Annotated in this window: 20 protein-coding genes; 5 read left to right on the top strand and 15 right to left on the bottom strand. The window is 65.5% G+C overall.

What is annotated here, in order from left to right:
- Position 1: 1 nt before the first annotated feature.
- The 4 genes from IEY58_RS21110 to IEY58_RS21095 all read right to left on the bottom strand — a co-directional run bounded on the left by IEY58_RS21110 (position 2) and on the right by IEY58_RS21095 (position 1,786).
- The gene (locus IEY58_RS21110; RefSeq protein WP_189049443.1) at positions 2-220 is read right to left on the bottom strand and encodes a hypothetical protein; all 219 of its coding nucleotides are present in this window, start codon (positions 218-220) and stop codon (positions 2-4) included.
- A 50-nt stretch (positions 221-270) separates the two neighbouring features.
- A complete protein-coding gene (gene mlaD, locus IEY58_RS21105) occupies positions 271-801 on the bottom strand; it encodes an outer membrane lipid asymmetry maintenance protein MlaD (RefSeq protein WP_189049441.1) in 531 nt (176 codons plus the stop codon).
- 28 nt (positions 802-829) lie between these two features.
- Positions 830-1,207 (bottom strand): NADH:ubiquinone oxidoreductase subunit NDUFA12, encoded by a 378-nt coding sequence (locus IEY58_RS21100; RefSeq protein WP_189049439.1) that lies wholly within the window; start codon positions 1,205-1,207, stop codon positions 830-832.
- 285 nt (positions 1,208-1,492) lie between these two features.
- Positions 1,493-1,786, bottom strand: a complete 294-nt coding sequence (locus IEY58_RS21095; RefSeq protein WP_189049437.1) for a GYD domain-containing protein — start codon at positions 1,784-1,786, stop codon at positions 1,493-1,495.
- Positions 1,787-2,263: 477 nt separating this feature from the next.
- Between IEY58_RS21095 and IEY58_RS21090 the strand changes: the two genes are divergently transcribed.
- Positions 2,264-3,268: a hypothetical protein gene (locus IEY58_RS21090; RefSeq protein ID WP_189049436.1), complete on the top strand. Its 1,005-nt coding sequence runs from the start codon at positions 2,264-2,266 to the stop codon at positions 3,266-3,268.
- 312 nt (positions 3,269-3,580) lie between these two features.
- Positions 3,581-3,970 carry a hypothetical protein gene (locus tag IEY58_RS21085; RefSeq protein ID WP_229743851.1) on the top strand — a complete coding sequence of 130 codons (390 nt, stop codon included), beginning with the start codon at positions 3,581-3,583 and terminating at the stop codon, positions 3,968-3,970.
- Positions 3,971-4,031: 61 nt separating this feature from the next.
- Here the strand turns inward: IEY58_RS21085 and IEY58_RS21080 are convergent, their stop codons facing one another.
- The 7 genes from IEY58_RS21080 to IEY58_RS21050 all read right to left on the bottom strand — a co-directional run bounded on the left by IEY58_RS21080 (position 4,032) and on the right by IEY58_RS21050 (position 12,884).
- Entirely contained in the window at positions 4,032-4,454 is a 423-nt protein-coding gene (locus IEY58_RS21080) for a DUF1489 family protein (protein WP_189049434.1), read from the bottom strand.
- A 4-nt stretch (positions 4,455-4,458) separates the two neighbouring features.
- Positions 4,459-5,367: a hydroxymethylglutaryl-CoA lyase gene (locus tag IEY58_RS21075; protein ID WP_189049432.1), complete on the bottom strand. Its 909-nt coding sequence runs from the start codon at positions 5,365-5,367 to the stop codon at positions 4,459-4,461.
- Between the two features lie 16 nt (positions 5,368-5,383).
- The gene (locus IEY58_RS21070; protein ID WP_189049430.1) at positions 5,384-7,072 is read right to left on the bottom strand and encodes an AMP-binding protein; all 1,689 of its coding nucleotides are present in this window, start codon (positions 7,070-7,072) and stop codon (positions 5,384-5,386) included.
- Between the two features lie 122 nt (positions 7,073-7,194).
- Positions 7,195-9,189, bottom strand: coding sequence for an acetyl-CoA carboxylase biotin carboxylase subunit (locus IEY58_RS21065; RefSeq protein WP_189049428.1), 1,995 nt, complete (start codon positions 9,187-9,189; stop codon positions 7,195-7,197).
- Positions 9,190-9,194: 5 nt separating this feature from the next.
- The gene (locus IEY58_RS21060; RefSeq protein ID WP_189049426.1) at positions 9,195-9,983 is read right to left on the bottom strand and encodes an enoyl-CoA hydratase/isomerase family protein; all 789 of its coding nucleotides are present in this window, start codon (positions 9,981-9,983) and stop codon (positions 9,195-9,197) included.
- Between the two features lie 5 nt (positions 9,984-9,988).
- Positions 9,989-11,593 (bottom strand): carboxyl transferase domain-containing protein, encoded by a 1,605-nt coding sequence (locus tag IEY58_RS21055; RefSeq protein WP_189049424.1) that lies wholly within the window; start codon positions 11,591-11,593, stop codon positions 9,989-9,991.
- 118 nt (positions 11,594-11,711) lie between these two features.
- Positions 11,712-12,884, bottom strand: coding sequence for an isovaleryl-CoA dehydrogenase (locus IEY58_RS21050; protein ID WP_189049422.1), 1,173 nt, complete (start codon positions 12,882-12,884; stop codon positions 11,712-11,714).
- 105 nt (positions 12,885-12,989) lie between these two features.
- Here IEY58_RS21050 and IEY58_RS21045 point away from each other — a divergent pair, with 105 nt between their 5' ends.
- A complete protein-coding gene (locus IEY58_RS21045; protein WP_189049420.1) occupies positions 12,990-13,580 on the top strand; it encodes a TetR/AcrR family transcriptional regulator in 591 nt (196 codons plus the stop codon).
- 154 nt (positions 13,581-13,734) lie between these two features.
- Here the strand turns inward: IEY58_RS21045 and IEY58_RS21040 are convergent, their stop codons facing one another.
- Positions 13,735-14,316 carry a carbonic anhydrase gene (locus IEY58_RS21040; protein WP_189049419.1) on the bottom strand — a complete coding sequence of 194 codons (582 nt, stop codon included), beginning with the start codon at positions 14,314-14,316 and terminating at the stop codon, positions 13,735-13,737.
- 220 nt (positions 14,317-14,536) lie between these two features.
- Between IEY58_RS21040 and IEY58_RS21035 the strand changes: the two genes are divergently transcribed.
- Together IEY58_RS21035 and IEY58_RS21030 are read left to right on the top strand one after the other, a co-directional pair.
- Positions 14,537-15,076: a DUF1993 domain-containing protein gene (locus tag IEY58_RS21035; RefSeq protein WP_229743850.1), complete on the top strand. Its 540-nt coding sequence runs from the start codon at positions 14,537-14,539 to the stop codon at positions 15,074-15,076.
- Positions 15,073-15,627, top strand: a complete 555-nt coding sequence (locus IEY58_RS21030; protein ID WP_189049417.1) for a GNAT family N-acetyltransferase — start codon at positions 15,073-15,075, stop codon at positions 15,625-15,627. Before IEY58_RS21035 ends, IEY58_RS21030 begins: the two co-directional genes overlap by 4 nt.
- 19 nt (positions 15,628-15,646) lie before the next feature.
- On the opposite strand, the gene IEY58_RS21025 is transcribed toward IEY58_RS21030, so the two are convergent.
- From IEY58_RS21025 to IEY58_RS21015, 3 genes are read right to left on the bottom strand one after another with little or no spacing between them, the layout of a single operon-like run.
- Positions 15,647-16,249 carry a 2-hydroxychromene-2-carboxylate isomerase gene (locus tag IEY58_RS21025; protein ID WP_189049415.1) on the bottom strand — a complete coding sequence of 201 codons (603 nt, stop codon included), beginning with the start codon at positions 16,247-16,249 and terminating at the stop codon, positions 15,647-15,649.
- Positions 16,250-16,269: 20 nt separating this feature from the next.
- Positions 16,270-17,418, bottom strand: coding sequence for an acyl-CoA dehydrogenase family protein (locus IEY58_RS21020; RefSeq protein ID WP_189049413.1), 1,149 nt, complete (start codon positions 17,416-17,418; stop codon positions 16,270-16,272).
- A gap of 10 nt (positions 17,419-17,428) precedes the next feature.
- A complete protein-coding gene (locus IEY58_RS21015) occupies positions 17,429-18,115 on the bottom strand; it encodes an SDR family oxidoreductase (RefSeq protein ID WP_189049411.1) in 687 nt (228 codons plus the stop codon).

Below are 18,115 nucleotides of genomic sequence, written 5' to 3'. Positions count from 1 at the left end.
CTCAATGCTTCGCATAGGGATTCTCGAGTCCCGCCATGAGATCGGCCAGCACGCGACGCACCTGCGCCTCGTCGCAGCCCATCAGGATGGCGTCCTCCAGCGCGTCCTGCGCCATCTGCTTGAGCTCGACCAGGTTCTCGGTCAGCACCTTGAGCTTCTCCACGCACGAGACGGGCTCGCCGGTCGGGGTCAGCCAGCGGATGGCGGCAGGATCGGTCATCTCAACACCTCGCAGGCTCCAGCGGCAGACGCCCCATTAGGTCGACCGGGTCACTTGGGCGGGGTCTGGCCGCCGTCGACCTTCGGGCCCAGATCGGACGGCGATGCGCTCTGGGACGCACCGTCGGCCGGCTTGTTGCCGCTGGTCATGCTGAACACGGCCTGGCCGAACAGCGACATGAGGTTCGGTGCCGACTGGGTGTTGTAGAGCTCGCCGCCGGCGGCGAGCTGCTTGTCGCTGGCGCCTGGAACCAGCGACATGTACTGGTCGCCCAATAGGCCGTTCTGGGTGATGGTCGCGATCGTGTCGGTCGGCAGCTTGATCGAATTGTCGATCGTGAGCTTGACCACGGCCTGGAAGGTCTTGGGATCGAGGCTGGTGCCGACGATCGAGCCGACCTTGATGCCGCTGATCCGCACGTCCGCCCCTTCGCGCACGCCGTCGATATGGTCGAACTTGGCGGTCACCGGATAGCCTGCGACCGAACGGATTTCCGCGGAGTGGTATGCGAAGACCAGGAAGATGACGGCGACGACGATGACGACCGCGCCCAGTACCGTCTCGAGAAGATTCCGATTCATGCGTCCAGCCGCCTCGTAATGATCGTGCTCAGTTGGGCGTCCAGGCTTCGTAATCGCCGGTCGCCCGGGCGCGGTGGCCGCCCCGCACGACGGAGCCCGGCGGATGGTAGGCAAGCGTCGTGCCGGTCAGGTTCGGCAGATGCTCCTTCTGCCACGGGCGCTTCTCGAGATCGGCCGGCGGCCGCTCGTCGGTCGTGTGATGCAGCCAGCCGTGCCATTCCGGCGGCACCTTGGAGGCCTCGACGATGCCGTGGTAGACGACCCAGCGCCGCTCACGGCTCTCCATGCCGCCGCCCTTCACGATCTTCCGGCCGCCCTTCTCGCGGTAGTACTTGTTGCCGGCCGCATCCGTGCCGACCTGCTCGCCGCGCAGCCAGGTGAAGAGCAAAGTTCCCAGAGTCGTCATGCCGTCACACTCGATCGAAAGCGTCGGGATGTCCGAGGACCGGACACCGAAGGAGATAGTGGCCCCGATGCCGTTGCACCAGGGCCCCCGGCCAGGTCCCGGGAAAGCCGGCGGAATATGGCATTAGCAATCGTGCGCTGTCGAGGGTGCGTCGCCACATGGCGGCTTTACAAAGCCAGCGGGACAAGGCAGTGGGGCCAGCGACCGACAAGACGCCCGAAGGCCACCTGAAAAAGGGCCCCGCGGATCCGGGGCCCAGGGGTCGCCATATCGATCTGGCAGGGATCACACCAGCGTCGAGGCGATCTTGTCGGCATCCGCCTCGCTGAAGACCTTGATCGTCTGCGTCCGGACGTTGCCCTTGGTCCCGAGCGACAGCACGAACGCCGCCATCGCCTCGTCGCTCGCGGCCTCGCACTGGATGATGAGGTCGTAGGCGCCGAGCGCCATGAAGCCGGCCTTGATCTCGACGCCGAGCGTCCTCGCCAAGTCCCGCGCAGCAGCCCGGCGGCGCGAGATGTCCTTGATGGTCCGGATGCCCTGGTCGGTGAAGTTGCCCAGCAGGAAGTACGCGGACATGACAGCCCTCCCCTCGTGAGAACCCATGGGCTCGCTCGGGCCCATGGGGGGAAGGATTATGCCACTCGTAGCCGCAAGCCGGCCCGATTTCGTCCGCTTACGTGGCCGGTCTCGATCGCTTGCACGCCGAGCTGGGCCGTGAACTCGGCCAAAAGGAAGAGGAAGCGCAGCGCGTCCGCGAGAACATGCGGCTCGTGGAATCGGTCATTAAGCTCGTGGAGCCGGATTACGACACCCGCCAGGTCGTCTACCTGCGTCGACATAAGCCCAACATGGTCGTGAAGAAGCGCGCACACCTATCACGGCACGCGCTTGATGTCCTACGCCGGGCATCGCGTCCGCTCATGGTGGCGGAGATCACCGACATAGTGGCCGAGGAACGTGGCCTAATCGACCTCAGCGTCGAAGATCGCGACCGCATCCGGAACTCGGTCTATTGCTGGCTCCGGGACAACGACGGGAAGCTTGTTACCAAACATGGTCGGTATCCGTCTCGATGGGAGTTGGCCGTCATCCCTAGACTGCACGCCGTGGTTGCGGCATGCTGCCGGTACCATGCAGCTAGAAACCGAGAAGTACCTTCTTTCCGCAGTCTTTATGCTAGCGCTCGTCTTAGTAGCGACTTTCGGCGCCTATTCGGGGATGCCCCGAACTGTTGTTTGCACGGATGGCCCCCAAGCTAAGCAGCAACAGAAAGGGTCCAATAACGCAGAAGAAAAGTCCGAGCCGGTGCTGCCAGCGAGGACTGCTGCATCTAGTGCCGAAGCAGGTCAGAAATCCTCCAGCGCCGAACAAAGTAAAGATCGAAACGCCATTGACGTTTTTTTGGCGTGGATCCTCGACGCCAAGTCGACCGATGTCGCCATTATGATTTTTACCGGAATTCTTGCCTGGAGAACCCACGGCCTGTTCGTTGAAACGGGTGCGCTCCGTGCTGCCGCCACTGAGCAATCCAGACTCCTCACGAGAAGCATCGATGAGACTGCCAAGACAGCCGATGCGGCTCTGGAAGCCAATATACTGGCGCGAGATATTTTTTCGGCCGAAAACCGGCCTTGGATCTCTATTGAACTGACACCCGCTGACGACTTCCGCGTTGATGCTAATGGCGCCCTTATTGCCAGCGTTAATTTGATTTTCAAGAATCACGGAAAAACGCCGGCAACAGGAATTTTCTTTAAAATGAAAATCATCAACGATGAAATTGGATTGATTGACAAAACGCACAACGAGATGGTTAACGACCTTAGTAAATATACCGGAAGAAATAATAATGGATTCTCTATATTTCCAGGCGGCATTTTAGAGGAATATAGGGAATTTGTATTTTTCCGCAGTGGTGCGAAGCCTAGCGGTAACTTGGATTGGGATGAGTATATAAAGGCGCACCTCGTCGGATGTATTGATTACGCCTTCCCATTTGGAGGGCAAGGGCGGACGAAATTCTGTTTTTCTCTCGCGAAAAAACTCAAAGCGATATGAAAATCGACGGTGTTGGTTGGGCAATCAAAAGGACCGACGGAATAATTCCGAAGAAAGACGTCATCTTGACAGCCAAGACTGGCGGGAACAGCGCCGAATAGGGCTGCGAGAACGACGAGGAAGGCCGCACTCATCGATCAGCCCCGCGCCATGGGACGGAAAGCTGACCCAGGCATTTCGCCTTGGTGAGTTTGCTGCCTAATGCCGACAAACATCGAGGAATTCGCGGAATACTACACACAACAATTTAAAGCCGCCGGCATTAAAAACTTTAAATTCATCATAACAAAAACAAAATAGGAGGGACTTGCCGTGAGTGAGATGGAAAGAATTCTAAGAGCAAAAATAGAGAAAAACAGAGTGATACCGGGAACTGTAGACGTAAAAGGCATAGAATATGTTTACTTTTCGGACAACGGAAAAGGAAGCTTCAGAAAACAATTCCTTACGCTTGGGCAAAACATGAGCCGCCCCGTTCAAGAACACGGTGGAATCATATCGCAAGCCTGCCGAATCACCATACCAGATGGAACCTTGTTCCACGGCCTCTCGTATAGAGGCGACATGGAAGACTGGCGCCTGCAAATGAGAGAAAGCACAGAAGCCCTGGGCCTCCTGCTCGCCCGGATAGAGGGCGACCGGCTTGTTATTTCTGATGGCCGCTCCGTGCCGCTGGCTGAATGTAAAGTGGATTTCGGCTAGGAAAAGCCTCTTTCGCCAAGCAGGAGACAATCCTTAGGAGCGTCTACTGCAACAATCCGCCTCACATCAGCCCCAGCGACCTCAGCTCCTTGCGCATGCTTTCCGGCATCTCGTCGGTCTCGTCCTTGTGCTTCGGATCGCGGTCGAGGGGTGCCTCCTCGGCCGTGAGGTAGCGCCAGCCCTGCATCGGGCGCGACGGCTTGTGGATGGTCTTGACCAGCTCCCGGTCGAGATGGATCGCGCAGAAGCGACCGCCCTCGCCGTCGGTCACCGCTTCGAGCGCCGTGATGCGCTGGCGCACGCGGACCTGGCCCTTGATGATCCAGTACAAGGACCCGCCGGCCAGGATCTCCTCCGCCCGCTTCGGGAAATTGCGCGTGCGGTGGATGAGCTGCTCGCCGCGCAACAGCCGGTTCGCCTGCCATTCGGCCAGGTCCTCGATCGAATCGCAGCCGACGCACATCTTGATGAGGTGAAGCGCCATGGGGTCAGGCGGCCTCGCGCTTCGCCAGCACCTGCGCCACCTTGGAGGCGGGCGCCTTGCCGATCGCGGCCGTGATCAAGCGGCCGGCGGCGGCGAGCTTCAGGAGATCGACACCGGTCGCAATGCCCATGCCGTCCAGCATATAGACGACATCCTCGGTCGCGACATTGCCGGTCGCCCCCTTGGCATAGGGGCAGCCACCGAGGCCCGCAACCGCACTGTCGACCACCGCCACGCCCAGTTCCAGGCAGGCGAGGATATTGGCGAGCGCCTGGCCCCAGGTGTCGTGGAAATGCACCGCGAGCCGCTCGATCGGCACGACGGCCGCGACCGCCTCGAGCATCGCCCGGGCCTTCAAGGGCGTGCCGACGCCGATCGTGTCGCCGAGCGAGATCTCGTAGCAGCCCATGTCGAAGAGCGCCTTCGATACGCGGGCGACCGCGGCCGGCGCCACATCGCCCTCGTAGGGGCAGCCAAGCACGCAGGAAACGTAACCGCGCACGCGGAGGCCGTCGGCGAGTGCGGCATCCACCACCGGCTTGAAGCGTTCCAGACTCTCTGCGATCGAGCAGTTGATGTTCTTCTGGCTGAAGCTCTCGGACGCGGCACCGAACACGGCGATCTCGTCGACCTTGGCCGCGCGGGCGGCCTCCAGCCCTTTGAGGTTCGGCACCAGCACCGGATAGGCGACGCCGGGCCAGCGCTTAACCGCCGCCAGCACCTCCGCCGTGTCGGCCATCTGCGGCACCCATTTCGGCGAGACGAAGCTGCCGGATTCGACGGTCTTCAAGCCCGCGTCGGCCAAGGCCTCGATGAGCGCCACCTTGGTGGCAAGCGGGACGACGGTCGCTTCGTTCTGCAGCCCATCGCGCGGGCCGACCTCGACGATGCGGACGGATGTGGGCAGCGCCATCTCGAATCGTCCTCTGTCAGGCTGACTTCTGCTGGACCAGGCCCAGTTCCTTCATCACCTGCTCGCGCATGACGAATTTCTGGATCTTGCCGGTCACGGTCATGGGGAATTCCTCGACGAAATAGACATAGCGTGGGATCTTGTAATGCGCGATCTGGCCCTGGCAGAAGGCTTTGACACCCTCCGCGTCCAGGCTCTCGCCCGCGCGCAACTTGATCCAGACGCAGAGCTCCTCGCCGAACCTGTCGTCGGGCACGCCGAACACTTGGGCGGCCTCGATCTTGGGATGGCGGAACAGGAACTCCTCGATCTCGCGAGGATATATGTTCTCGCCGCCGCGAATGACCAGATCCTTGATACGGCCGACGATGTTGCAATAGCCCTCGTCGTCGATGACGCCGAGGTCGCCGGTGTGCATCCAGCCGGCCGCGTCGATCGCCTCGGCCGTGCGCGCGGGGTCGTTCCAATAGCCGCGCATCACCGAATAGCCGCGGGTCAGGATCTCGCCCGATTGCCCGCGCGGCACGACCCGGCCCTCGCCGTCGACGATCTTGACCTCGAGATGCGGATGGATGCGGCCGACCGTCGAGACCCGGCGCTCGATCGGGTCGTCGATGGCGCTCTGGAAGCTCACCGGGCTGGTCTCGGTCATGCCATAGGCGATGGTGACCTCGCGGAGATGCATCTGGTCCATCACCCGGCGCATCACCTCGATCGGACAGGGTGAGCCGGCCATGATGCCGGCGCGCAGGCTCGAAAGGTCGAACTTGGCGAAGTCGGGATGCTGCATCTCGGCGATGAACATGGTCGGCACACCATGGACGAGCGTGCAGCGCTCGGCCTGGATCGCGTCCAGCACGGCCAAGGGATCGAAGCCCTCGCCCGGGAACACCATGGCGGCGCCATGGGTCATCGAGGACAGCACCGACATGACCATGCCGAAGCAATGGTAGAGCGGCACCGGGATGCAGAGCCGGTCGCCCTCGCGGAGCCCCATCGCCTCGGCCACGAAGAAGCCGTTGTTGAGGATGTTGTGGTGGGTCAGCGTCGCGCCCTTGGGCAGGCCGGTGGTACCGCTGGTGAACTGGATATTGACCGGATCGTCGAACTGCAGCCGATCGGCGAGTTCGTCGAGCCGGGCCCGTTCGGCCGGGCCGCCCAGGGCCGCGACCGTGGCGAATTTCAGCATGCCCGGCTGCTCGGCCGGGTCGAGGTGGATGACCGCGCGCAGGTCCGGCAGGCTCTTCGCCTGGAGCTCGTTGGGTTTGGCCGTCGCCAGTTCCGGTGCCAGATCGCGCAGCATGGCGAGATAGTCGCTGCTCTTGAACCGGCTCGCCGTCACCAGCGCCTTGCAGCCAGAGAGCGTCAGCGCATGCTCGAGCTCGGCCAGGCGATAGGCCGGGTTGATGGTGACCAGGATCAGTCCGGCCTTGGCACTCGCGAACTGCAGCTGGACCCATTCGGCATTGTTGGGCGACCAGATGCCGATGCGGTCGCCGGGTTCAAGCCCGAGGGTCAGCAGGCCGGCCGCGAGGGCGTCCACTCGCTCGGCGAGTTCGCGATAGGTCCAGCGCACGCCCTGGTGCCGCACGATCAGGCCGTCAAGCGCACCCCAGCGCGCGACGGCCCGGTCGAAATGCCGGCCGATCGTCTCCCCGATGAGCGGAACCGTGCTCGTCCCGCTGACGTAGCTCGCCTGCTGCATGAAGGCCTCCCTGCTTTGATTTTTAGACCGTCGTCCCCGCGCAGGCGGGGACCCAGGGCAAGCGACAGGTCGCACGGCAACCCTGGATTCCCACCTTCGCGGGAACGACGGAATTTGGTGTCTTACACTTCCGCGAACGCGATCAGCTCGGCGCCGTCCTCGACCAGGTCGCCGACGGCGTAGCGCACGCGGCCGATCGTGCCGTCCATCGGCGCCGTGATCGTGTGCTCCATCTTCATGGCCTCGACCACGAGCAGCGGCGTGCCGCGCTTCACCGCCTCGCCGGCCGCGACCAGCACCTGGGTGATCTTGCCTGGCATCGGCGCCGTCAGCCGACCGACGCCCGCCGCCTCGCTGCGCGCCGGGCGGAGCGGGTCGATCGCAGTCAAGCGATGGGCAGCACCCGCCAGCATGACCGTGAATTCGTCGCCGACACGCACGACCGGCACGCGCTGCTTGACGCCGTCGAGCCGGAGCACCAGCGCGCCGTCCGCGTCCTCGCTGCCGGCGACCTCGGCCGAGCCGCCCGGCAGATCGAGCCCGAAACCGTCGCGCCGGGGATGAGCGCGCACGGCAACCGGCGTCTCGCCATCCATCAGGATCATGTCCTGGTAGCCGTCACCGTTCATGCGCCAGGCATGGGCCAGGTTCCAGGGCGAGTGCGGGTCGGCCGAGAGTGCCGCCGCTTCCGTCACCGCGCGCTGCCGGTCGATCAGCAGGCGGAGGGCCGCCGCCGCCAACGCCAGGCGCGGCGCCGGGCCGGCGGCCGGGAACAGGTCCTGGCCGTGCCGGCCGATGAAGCCGGTGTCGAGCTCGGCGGCACGGAACGCCGGATGGTCGGCGAGGGTCTTCAGGAAGCCCAAGTTGGTCGTGACGCCGACCACCTCGTACTCGGCCAGCGCCTCGGACAGGCGCTGCGCCGCCGATGCGCGGTCGCGGTCCCAGACGATGAGCTTCGCGATCATCGGGTCGTAGTGGATCGAGATCGTGTCGCCGGCGCGCACGCCGGTGTCGACGCGCACATGCGGCCCCTCGGCCGGCGGCTTCAGATGGGCGAGCATGCCGATCGACGGCAGGAAGTCACGGCTCGGATCCTCGGCATAGACGCGCACCTCGATCGCATGGCCGTTGATCGCGAGTTCATCCTGCTTGAGCGGCAGCGGCTCGCCGGCGGCAACGCACAGCTGCCACTCGACCAGGTCCTGGCCGGTAATCGCCTCCGTCACCGGATGCTCGACCTGCAGGCGCGTGTTCATTTCCATGAAATAGAACGCGTCGCCCTCGGCGATGAACTCGACCGTGCCGGCGCCGACATAGCCGATGGCGCGCGCCGCGGCGCAGGCCGCCTCGCCCATGCTGCGGCGGCGTTCCGGGTCCATGCCGGGCGCCGGCGCTTCTTCCACCACCTTCTGGTGCCGGCGCTGGATCGAGCAGTCGCGCTCGAACAGCGAGACCGTGTTGCCCTGCGTGTCGGCGAATACCTGGATCTCGATATGGCGCGGCCGGCCGAGATACTTCTCGATCAGCACCTGGTCGTCGCCGAACGAGGCCGCGGCCTCGCGCTTGGCGGACGCGATCGCCGCTTCGAGATCTTCCGGCTTCTCGACCACGCGCATGCCCTTGCCGCCGCCGCCGGCCGACGCCTTGATCAGCACCGGATAGCCGATGCGCGCGGCTTCGGACGTCAAGAGCTTCAGATCCTGGTCGGCGCCGTGATAACCCGGCACCAGCGGCACGCCGGACTTCTCCATGAGCGCCTTCGCCGCCGACTTCGAGCCCATGGCGCGGATCGCGTCCGGCGGCGGGCCGATGAAGGTGATGCCGGCCTTGGCACAGGCTTCGGCGAAGCCGGCGTTTTCGCTCAAGAACCCATAACCTGGATGGATCGCCTGGGCGCCGGACCGCTTCGCGGCTTCCAGGATCTTCTCGACCACCAGATAGGATTCGCGCGCCGGCGCGGGGCCGATCGGATAGGCCTCGTCGGCGAGCGCCACGTGGCGGGCGTTCACATCGGCGTCGGAATAGACCGCGACCGTGCGGATGCCGAGCCGCTTCGCCGTCTTGATGACCCGGCAGGCGATCTCGCCGCGGTTGGCGATCAGGATCTTCGAGAACATCGGGTCTACTCCGAGCGCCGCCAGGCGGGATCGCGTTTGGCAAGGAAGGCGCCGACGCCTTCCCGCCCCTCGTCGGACGCTCGCCGGAGTGCGATGCGCCGGCCGGTCTCGGCAATGACCTCGCCGGTCAGCGGCCGGTCGACCGTGAACACGAGGTCCTTGGCATCGGCCTGGGCGCCGGGCGCGCCCAGGAAGATCGCGGCCAGGACCTTGTCACGCGCCGCCTCGAGCTCGTGCAGCGGCACGACTTCGTGCACGAGGCCGATGCGGCGCGCTTCCTCGGCCGAGATCACCTCGGCCGTCTGGAAATAGCGCCGGGCCTGGCGCTGGCCGATCGCGGCCACAACATAGGGGCTGATCGCCGCCGGCAACAGGCCGAGCTTGACCTCGGACAGGCAGAAGCTCGCCCGGTCGGCCGCGATCGCGATGTCGCAGCAGGCAACCAGGCCCACGCCGCCGCCATAGGCCGCCCCATTGATGAGCCCGATCACGGGCTTCGGCAGCCGGTCGAGCACTTGCATGAGCCGGGCGAGCCCGGCGGCGTCGGCCAGGTTCTCCTCATAGGAATATCCCGCCATGCGCTTCATCCAGCCGAGATCGGCGCCGGCCGAGAAGCTCTTGCCGGCACCGGTCAGCACCAGCGCACGGACGGTCGGGTTGGCGCCGTAGGTCTCGAGCACGCTCGTCAGATGGGCAATCAGCGCGTCGTCGAACGCGTTGTGCAGCTCGGGCCGGTTCAAGGTCACGGTCGCGACGCCGCGCGCGTCGAGGGTGTGGTTGAGGGCTTCGCTCATGATCATCACATCCGGAACAGGCCGAAGCGGGTCGGTTCGATCGGCGCGTTGAACGAGGCGGAAAGCCCCAGGCCCAGCACCAGCCGCGTGTCCGCCGGGTCGATGACGCCGTCGTCCCAGAGCCTGGCGCTCGCGTAATAGGGATGGCCCTGCGTCTCGTACTGGGCGCGGATCGGCGTCTTGAACGCCTCTTCCTCGTCCAAGGGCCACCTACCGCCCTTGGCCTCGATGCCGTCGCGCCGAACCTGCGCCAGGACCGAGGCCGCCTGCTCGCCGCCCATGACGCTGATGCGCGCGTTGGGCCACATCCAGAGGAAGCGCGGGCCATAGGCCCGGCCGCACATGCCGTAATTGCCGGCACCGAAGCTGCCGCCGACGATGACAGTGAACTTGGGCACATTCGCCGTCGCCACAGCGGTCACCATCTTGGCGCCGTCCTTGGCGATGCCGCCGGCCTCGTATTTGCGGCCGACCATGAAGCCGGTGATGTTCTGCAGGAACACGAGCGGAATGCCGCGCTGGGCGCAGAGCTCGATGAAATGGGCGCCCTTCTGCGCGCTTTCGGAGAACAGGATGCCGTTGTTGGCGACGATGCCGACCGGGTAGCCCCAGATGCGGGCGAAGCCGGTGACGAGCGTCGGCCCGTAGAGCTGCTTGAATTCGTCGAACTCGCTGCCGTCGACGATGCGCGCGATGATCTCGCGCACGTCATAGGGCTTGCGCGCATCGGCCGGCACGACGCCGTAGATCTCCTCGGCCGCATAGCGCGGCTCGACCGGCTCGCTGAGGTCGACACCCGGCCGCTTCACCCGGTTCAAGTTGCCGACGATGCGACGCGCCAGGCCCAGCGCATGGGAGTCGTTGTCGGCCATATGGTCGGTGACGCCGGAGATCCGGCTATGCACCTCGGCGCCGCCCAGGTCCTCGGCCGAGACGACCTCGCCGGTCGCGGCCTTCACGAGCGGCGGGCCGGCCAGGAAGATCGTGCCCTGGTTCCGGACGATGATTGATTCGTCGGACATGGCCGGCACATAGGCGCCGCCCGCGGTGCACGAGCCCATGACGACGGCAATCTGCGGGATGCCGGCCGCCGACATCTGCGCCTGATTGTAGAAGATCCGGCCGAAATGATCGCGGTCGGGGAACACCTCGTCCTGGTTCGGCAGGTTGGCGCCGCCCGAGTCGACCAGATAGATGCACGGCAGATGATTCTCGCGCGCGATGTCCTGGGCGCGGAGATGCTTCTTCACCGTCATCGGGAAGTAGGTGCCGCCCTTGACCGTCGCGTCATTGGCGACGATGACGCATTCCCGGCCCGAGACGCGGCCGATACCGGTGATGATCCCGGCCGACGGGATGTCGCCGCCGTACATGTCGTAGGCCGCGAGCTGCGAGAATTCGAGGAACGGCGAGCCCGGGTCGATCAGTGCCCGGATGCGGTCGCGCGGCAGGAGCTTGCCGCGCGCCAGATGCTTCGCGCGCGCGCCCTCGCCGCCGCCCAAGCGGATCGCGTCGACCTTGTCGCGCAGGTCCAGAACGAGCGCGCGCATCGCCGCCTCGTTGGCGCGGAACCCGTCGGAGCGGACGTCCAAGGCGCTGGAGAGATGCATCGTGAGGTTTCCCGATTGTGTAGCGCGGCATCTGGCACCCTCACCCCAACCCTCTCCCGCTTGCGGGAGGGAGGGACCCGCGACAGCGGGAGGGTGAGGGTCTGTGATGCGACGGATGTTACGCCGTTTCCTTGAACAGCTCGCGGCCGATCAGCATGCGGCGGATCTCCGACGTGCCGGCGCCGATCTCGTACAGCTTGGCGTCGCGCAAGAGGCGCCCGGTCGCATATTCGTTGATGTAGCCGTTGCCGCCCAGGCACTGGATCGCCTCCAAGGCCATCCAGGTCGCCTTCTCCGCCGCGTAGAGGATGGCGCCGGCCGCGTCCTTGCGCGTCGTCTCGCCCCGGTCGCACGCCTGGGCCACCGCATAGACGTAGGCGCGGGCGGCATTGAGCGTCACATACATGTCGGCGAGCTTGCCCTGCATCAGCTGGAACTCGCCGATCGCCTGGCCGAACTGCCGCCGCTCATGGACATAGGGCACCACCACGTCGAGGCAGGCCTGCATGATGCCGATCGGACCCGCCGCCAGCACCGCCCGCTCGTAGTCGAGCCCGCTCATCAGCACATTGACGCCGCGCCCGACCTCAGCCAGCACGTTCTCTGCCGGCACCTCGCAGTCCGCGAACACCAGCTCGCACGTGTTCGAGCCGCGCATGCCGAGCTTGTCGAGCTTCTGTGCCGTCGAGAACCCCTTGAAGCCCTTCTCGACCAGGAACGCCGTCATGCCCTTGGGGCCCGCCGAAGGATCGGTCTTGGCATAGACCACCAGCGTGTCGGCGTCCGGGCCGTTCGTGATCCACATCTTCGTGCCGTTCAGCACATAGCGGTCGCCGCGCTTGTCCGCGCGCAACTTCATCGACACCACGTCCGAGCCGGCGCCCGGCTCCGACATGGCCAGCGCCCCGACATGCTCGCCCGACACCAGCTTCGGCAGGTACTTCTGCTTCTGCGCCGCCGTGCCATTGAGCTTGATCTGGTTCACACACAGGTTCGAGTGCGCGCCATAGGAGAGACCGACCGAGGCCGACGCCCGGCTGATCTCCTCCATCGCGACCACATGCTCGAGATAGCCCAAGCCCGCGCCGCCGTATTCCTCCGGCACGGTCACGCCCAACACACCCAGGTCGCCGAACTTGCGCCACAGGTCCATCGGGAACTGGTTCGTCCGGTCGATCTCCGCCGCCCGGGGCGCGATCTCCACCGCCGAGAAGCTCGAAACGCTCTCCCGGATCGCCTCCGCCGTCTCCCCCAATGCGAAGTTCAAGCCAGGCATCTGATTCGCCAGCATCGGCACGCTCCCTAAACGACCGCGGAAAGAAACGGTCAACCGTTTGTTTCCTTGTACAATGCCGAAAACCCAGCCAAGCTGCAAGGGGGCAAAACGGAGACGCACATGTCGCGCACGGCGGGATCGCACGGTCCGGCGACCTTGGCCGCGATCCGCAAGGCGGGTCTGAGGCTGATCTACGAGCATGGCTACGAGGCGCTGACGCTGCGCCGGCTCGCGGCCGACGTCGGCATCCTGTCGGGCTCGCTCTACAACCACATCAAAACCAAGCAGGACCTGCTGTTCACGCTCGTGCGCAACCACATGACCGACCTGCTGGCCAATCTCGACCAGGCGCTCGCCGGCCTGGACGATCCCGTTGCGGCGCTCGCCGCCTTCGTCCGCCTCCATGTCACCTATCACATGGAGCGGCGCTACGAGGTCTATATCGCCAATTCCGAGCTGCGCAGCCTGGAGCCGGAGAACCGGGCCACAATCGTCGCCATGCGCGAGCGCTACGAACGGCAACTGATCGAGATCCTCGACCACGGCGTCGCGGCCGGGCGCTTCCGGGTCGCCGACACGCGCGTCGGCGCCTTCGCCATCATCGCCATGCTGACCGGCATCTGCACCTGGTACCGCCCCGATGGCCCGCTCGGGCCGGAGGAGATCGTGCGCATCCACACGGACCTGGTGATGCAGGGGCTGGCGGGGTAGGTCCCACCCGTCATTCCCGCGAAGGCGGGAATCCAGCCAAGAGCCGCGTCTGCGGCGACATTGAGTCTTTATTTCCGCGCTGCCGCGCGTAAAGGCGTGACAAACCTGCGGTTTGCGCGTGGATCCCCGCCTCCGCGGGGATGACGCCTTTTGGCTAGACCACCCGTTCGAGCTCACCCAGCTCGAAGTCGAAATGCCAGCCGTGGAGCTTGAGCCGGCCGGCCTGCACCCGTTCGACGACCCAGGGGAAGGTCATGAGATTGTCGACCGCGACCTTGATGCTTTCGCGCTCGCACAGGTGCTGGGCGCCTTCATGCGAGGTCTGGGCCGCGACCAGTGCCTGCTCGCGCGCTTTGGCTGCGATCTCCATCCAGCGGCCGATGAAGTCGCCCTGATCGCCGCCCGCGAGCAGCGCACGGATGCCGCCGCACTGGGCATGGCCCAGCACGATGACGTGCTCGACCTCGAGAGAGCGCACAGCGAACTCGATTGCCGCCGACGTGCCGTGATGGAAGCTGTCGGTCTTGTAGGGCGGGACCAGCGCCGCAACATTGCGCACGCAGAAGATCTCGCCAGGCTTGGCGTCGAAGATCAGTTGCGGGTCGACCCGCGAATCGGCGCAGGTAATCACCATGGCGCGCGGCGACTGGCCCGCGGCCAGCGCCTCGAAGACGTCCTTGTTCTGGACCCAGTAGGTCTCGCGAAACCGGCGATAGCCCTCGATCAAACGTTCCATGCAGCCCTCGTTTCGGTCGTCGTTTTTGCAGGGGCGAGCCGGATGTATGCCGCCTTGTCCGGCACTCGGCAATGTTTGTTATTGCAAGCGCGTAACAGGACACCGCAGCGCACAACCACGGCGATTTTTATCTCTCCCCTCTAAAATTCTTCTATCGGATTATATCCTATATCGGATATATAGCGGCTCGCGAAACCGTTTCCGTGGAGACAGCCTCACGATGGCCATGCAGATCTCGCTCTATGACGCCAGCGTCGGCAGCTATCTCCAGACGCTGAACGCGGTCGCGGGCCTTCTCAGCCGCGGCCTGGCGCATTGCCGGGACAAGGGCATCGACCTCAGCGAAATCGTCGAAGCGCGGCTTATCGCCGACATGCAGCCGTTCCGCTTCCAGATCCAGCGCATCGCCTTTCATTCGGCGGGTGCCATCGAGGCGATCCGGACCGGCATCCTGGGCCAGCCGGCCGTGAAGCCGCTCGGCAACTATGCCGCCCTCCAGGCGCTGATCGACGAGACCCGCGCGGCGCTCGCCGACCTGCCGCCGGAGGCGGTCAACGCGCGCGCCGGCGCCGAGGTGATCTTCCGGGCGGGCGAGGTCGAGCGGCTGTTCACCGCCGAAGGCTTCCTCCTGTCCTTCTCCCTGCCGAACTTCCATTTCCACGCCACGACAGCCTACGGCATCTTGCGCTCGCGGGGCGTGCCGCTCAGCAAGCTCGACTACATGGGCGCGCTGCGGCTCAAGGAGCGGGAGGCGCTATGATCCAGATCGCCGAAGCGCCCCCCTCAGCGCCGTCGCTGTTCACCGTCGCCGGCCGGCGCGTCTTCCGCCTGACCGAGGCCGACGCGCCGATGATCCAGCGCCTGTTCGCGCGCTCGGCCGACTATTTCGAGCTGGTCGAAGGCGGCCCGGCCGGACCGGACGCAGCGCTCGGGCAGCTCCGCGACGGGCCTGCCGAACGAGCGTCTGAGGATATCATCAATCTCGGCATCGCCGACCGGGACGGCGGGCTCGCCGGCCTCGTGGGCGTCCTGCGCCATCACCGAGTGCCCGATCAATGGTACCTGGGCCTGATGCTGCTCGACCCGGCGTGGCGCGGCTACGGCTTCGGCTCGACCGTCTATTGGTCGGTCCAGCATTGGATCGAGCGTCAGGGCGGCCGGTCGATCCTCCTCGCCGTGGTCGCGAGCAACCATCGTGCCCACCGCTTCTGGCAGAGCCTGGGCTTCGCCCTGCCCCGCAGCTATCCGGCGCGCCGGATTGGCCGCCGGCAGCACGTGCTGATCGAGTACGAGAAGGCGCTGGCGGGCTGAGCCCACCAGCCGCCTGCGTCTACCAGCCGCCCTTCTCCAGCCAGAGATCGACCTGGTCGAGCCGGTCGTGCCCCCAGAACGGCTCGTCGCCGACATAGAAAAACGGCGAGCCGAACACTTCGCGCCGGATCGCGGCGTCGACCTCGGCCTTGACCAGTTCCTTGGTCTCGTGCGCCTGGATGCCGGACTGGATCTTGTCCGCGTCGAAGCCGAGCTCGGCCGCGACGCCGACCACGGCCTCGACCGGGCAGATGTCGCGGCCCTTGCCGAACGCATGGTCGTAGAGCGCGCGGGCAAGCCGGACGGCACCCTCGGGGTCGGTCTGGGCGATGAAGTAATAGGCGCGGCAGGCGGTCACCGTGCCGAACGGGAACTGCGCCGGTAACCGGAACGGCAGGCCGACAAGCCGGGCCGAGCGCGGCACATCGTGGATGAAGTAGTCGCCCTTGAGCGGCAGGGTCGGCTGCGGCCCCGCCCCGGTGATCTTGAAGACCGCACCCAGAAGGATCGGCCGCCAATTGACCGGCACGCCGTGCTTGCGGCCGATCTCGTCGATGCGCGCGGTTGCGAAATAGCCGTAGGGCGAGGAGAAATCGAAGTAGAAATCGATCGCTTCAGCCATCAGTCGTTCGCTCCCTAATGTTAGTTCGCGCCGCTCTCGTTCGCGAGCTGGCGGGCGATCACCAGTCGTTGGATGTCGCTGGTGCCTTCGTAGATCTGGCAGACCCGGACGTCGCGATAGATGCGCTCGACCGGGAAGTCCTTGAGATACCCATAGCCGCCGTGGATCTGGATCGCGGCGGAGCACACCCACTCGGCCATTTCCGACGCATAAAGCTTGGCCATGGCCGCCTCCTTGAGGCAAGGCCTGCCGGCGTCGCGGAGTGCTGCCGCCTGCAGATAGAGCAGCCGCGCCGCCTCGATCCTGGTCGCCATGTCGGCCAACCGAAAGCCAACCGCCTGATGCTCGCGGATCTTGACGCCGAACGTCTCGCGCTCGCCGGCGTAGCGCTCCGCTGCCTCGAACGCGGCCCGCGCCATGCCGACGGACTGGGCGGCGATGCCGATGCGCCCGCCCTCGAGATTCGAGAGCGCGATCTTGTAGCCCTCACCCTCGCGGCCCAGCATCAGGTCGGCCTCGAGCGCCATCTCCTCGAAAGTGATCTGCGCCGTGTCGGAGGCATGCTGGCCGAGCTTTTCCTCGACGCGGGCGACCGTGTAGCCCGGCGTCGAGGTCGGCACGATGAAGGCCGAGATGCCGCGCTTGCCGGCTTGGGCGTCGGTCACCGCGAAGACGATCGCGACGTCGCCATTCTTGCCCGAGGTGATGAACTGCTTCGTGCCGGTGAGCACCCATTTGTCGCCCACGCGCCGGGCGCGCGTGCGCAGCGCCGAGGCGTCGGAGCCCGCCTGCGGCTCGGTCAGGCAGAAGGCGCCCAGCATGCGGCCGCGCGCCATGGGCTTCAGGAACCGCTCCGTCTGCGCGTCGGTGCCGAACTTCAGGATCGGCATGCAGCCGACCGAGTTGTGCACGCTCATGATGGTCGAGGTCGCCCCCTCGCCGGCCGCGATCTCCTCGATCGCGAGCGCATAGGCGACATGGTCGACACCGGCACCGTCGTACTCTTCCGGCACCAGCATGCCGAGGAATCCGAGTTCGCCCATTTCCTTGAGCGCCTCGCGCGGGAAGCGGTGCTCGCGGTCCCGGGCCTCGGCCTCGGGTGCTAGCCGCTCGCGCGCGAACTGGCGCGCCATGTCCCGGATCATCGTCTGTTGTTCGTTGAGAATCATGGTCCGGCTCTCACCAGGGCAGTTCCGCCCCGTCGTAATTGTAGAAGCGCCCGGTCTCGGCGACGGTCAGCCGATCGATCACCTGGCGCATGCCGGTGACGCTCTCGACCGGGTCGATGTCGGCGTCCTTGCCGCCCATGTCGGTCTTGACCCAGCCGGGATGCAGCACCGCCATGGCATAGCCCTGTGCCGCAAGGTCGAGCGCCAGCGAGTGCCAGGCCGCGTTCAAGGCCGCCTTGGACGAGCGATAGGCATAGCTCCCGCCGGAGACATTGCCGCCGATCGAGCCCATCCGGCTCGAAACCGCGACCAGCTTCTTGTGCTTGCCCTTTTCCGTATTGCGCTTCAAGGCGCCGACGATCGCGATCGGCGCCACCGCGTTGACCGCGAAGGTCTCGAGCCAGCTCACCCGGTCGACATTGTCAGCCGTCATGCCGCGCGGGCCGATCACGCCGGCATTGGCGATCAGGATGTCGAGCGGGGCCGAGCCGAACGACTGGACGAGCGCGTCGATCGAACGCTTCTCGGTCACTTCGAGCGGCAGGACGATGATGTCGCCCTTGAGGCTGGCGAGCCCGCCCGGCCGCGTCACGTCGCGGCACGTGGCATAGACCCGCCAGCCCTCGTCGGCATATTGCCGGGCGAATTCCAGGCCGAGGCCCCGGCTGGCCCCGGTCACGAGCACGCTGCCGGCCAT

Origin of the sequence: Aliidongia dinghuensis (assembly GCF_014643535.1) — a bacterium.
Taxonomy (GTDB): domain Bacteria; phylum Pseudomonadota; class Alphaproteobacteria; order ATCC43930; family CGMCC-115725; genus Aliidongia; species Aliidongia dinghuensis.
The sequence above is the reverse complement of the archived record's forward strand: the minus strand, read 5'-3'. Positions and strand labels throughout refer to the sequence as shown.